The 2,475-nt window shown below is 36.9% G+C and carries 2 protein-coding genes and 1 pseudogene; all 3 read right to left on the reverse strand.

The window, feature by feature from the left end; all coding sequences use genetic code 11:
* On the reverse strand, positions 1-698 hold a 698-nt coding region (locus tag AACV33_RS01455), incomplete at its 3' end, for a hypothetical protein (protein WP_182700684.1).
* A gap of 90 nt (positions 699-788) precedes the next feature.
* Positions 789-1,850, reverse strand: a complete 1,062-nt coding sequence (locus AACV33_RS01460; RefSeq protein ID WP_182700685.1) for a porin — start codon at positions 1,848-1,850, stop codon at positions 789-791.
* Between the two features lie 403 nt (positions 1,851-2,253).
* A pseudogene (locus tag AACV33_RS01465) lies at positions 2,254-2,475 on the reverse strand (hypothetical protein); the annotation flags it as partial.

The raw sequence follows: 2,475 nt of genomic DNA on the forward strand, positions 1-2,475 counted from the left end.
CTCGCTAATGGACTATTGATTGCTTTACGATTTGCAAAGGCCCACTCAGTAAATGACTCTTGCTCTACTGCTGTTGATTCATCAAACCAATATTTCGTCATTTCTACCGGTTTAGAATCACTCACAACGTCAATCACCGCAACAGGTAAAGGAGCGGTCGTATTCATATTCGAGTTAAATTTTCTCTCATCTAAAATTGCTTGAAAATAACCAGCCGGGATTGAAAAAGACAACTTAGACATATTATTTGTCGTGTTAACATCATACGTTAACCCGTCTTTAGCTGATTTTTCAATTTCGTTATTATCAATAGGAAACGTAAAATATTGAGTTGCAGTGCAGTGCTCTGTACACGATTCCGTAGAAGGCGAATAAGCGGTTAATTTTTCTTCTATTCCATTAAAGACAACCGAATTGTATTCATAACTGCTTCTAAAATAACTCAATTCAACGGCTATGTATGATTCTGGCGCTATTTTGTCTGTCGTTGGATAATTAGCAACAACATGTGATGTGTTTCTTAGTGAATTAGCTCCAATGCCTTTATTCTCTATCGGGGTAATATTTTTTCCTTCAATGGAAATATAATTATACTTTCTGGTAACTTCATTTATTGCATCAGAAAAATCATCATCACTAGATAATGTTGAGCATCCACTTAGTAATAATATGCTTAATCCAACGGTCTTTTTATACATCTTATACACCTTAAATTTTAAATGCTCTTAAAGTAAAAAGCGCCGACAAAAATTGCCAGCGCTTTTAAAGTTAGCTTAATACGAGTTTTCTTAGAAACCGTACTCTAAACCAACACGTGTTACGATATCTGTATCTGCATCACCAACAGTACGACCGGCTACACGAAGGTAAGGTACAAAACCATTATGAACAGCCATTAGCTGACCTGAAATCGTATTACTGTCAGAATCTTTGTCTGTTTTACTGTTAGTTTCAGACTCTAAATTCGCTGCGTAACCCAATTTAAAACCAATTGGGCCATTCCAGTACTGACCGATAATAGAGTAAGAACCTTGCTCTACGTTAACACCGCTTTGAGAAACGCCAGCCTTGTTAGCTTGATTGTCCAAAGATTCTACTTTATATGCCGCTGCAATACCGAAGCCAGCAGGTAATGCTGCATCAAAACCAACTAAATAAGATTGGTTATCTTGACCAGCAACACCGTTAAAATCTGAACCAGCTTCAACCGCACCCATTAACGTCACTTTTTCGAAGCTGTATTTTGCATTCGCACTTGCAAAAGATGAATCACGAGTCGCAGCACCGCCACCATTATCATTATCATCACGGCCCACAGAAGTTGCGAACGAGAAGCCACCGAACTTAGGTGAATCATAACGAACTTGGTTTGATTGACGATCGTAGTGACCAGCAATACCGCCCCAATCGAATACAGAGCCTAAGCCAGGGTTAGAGAACGGCCAGTCAACCAATTCATATAATGGCGTAAGAACACGACCTACGCGTACATTACCCCAATCGCCTGATGCACCAACAAATGTATCACGGAAACCAAGAGTACCACCAGAAACACCACCGTGGCCCCAATCAGTGCTATCTACATAACCAGATTCAATTTGCATTGTAATTAACACATTTTCAAACATTTCTTTATGTGCACGAAAACCAATGCGTGATTCATTTTCTACTACATAACCAGAACTTGCATCATTATTATCAGTTGTGTTGTAGTTAACCAACGAGATAGCAGCTACACCGTAAACTTCAACATTAAAATCAGAGTTGTTACCCACTTCTTTTGCTGTAACACCAGTAGCAACTAACGCAATAGCTGCACCTAGCAATGTTTTCTTGAACATAGTCATAATTCCTTCATTTAACTAATTAAGAAATGTAGGTCCATTTTGAATTGGCCGCCAAACGGAACCATACATTCGATTTATTGTCTGAGGTGAAATATGACAAACTTTTTTTCTAATGAAAATCTAGTTATATTTATTGAGTGATCAAGATCAAATCAGCAATTTAATAAAAAAACATAAACAAACAAAAACAATAACTTAGTCGGGGTTTTATAAGAATATAAAAAAACAACAAAAACGCAATAGTGAAGAGACTCTCACAAAAGAGTCAGTAACATATAAATCAAGAGATACAGATCACTCTTAATTTACATAAATTGATACTACTTCACTTTAAATACCAAAAAAGTGCGAACTAAGTCGCACTCTAGTAAAATCAAAAAAACCTTAACTATATGAAATTAAAGTCTTATTTATGATGGAGTAACCACGTTAAAATAGTCGACTTATCTTCTACTGACGATTTCTCATACCAATACGTCAACATCTCAAGGGATTTTGATGTACTCGCTAATGGACTATTGATTGCTTTACGATTTGCAAAGGCCCACTCAGTAAATGACTCTTGCTCTACTGCTGTTGATTCATCAAACCAATATTTCGTCATTTCTACCGGTTTAGAATCACTCAC

Source organism: Aliivibrio sp. SR45-2 (assembly GCF_963890165.1).
Classification (GTDB): Bacteria; Pseudomonadota; Gammaproteobacteria; order Enterobacterales; family Vibrionaceae; genus Aliivibrio; species Aliivibrio salmonicida.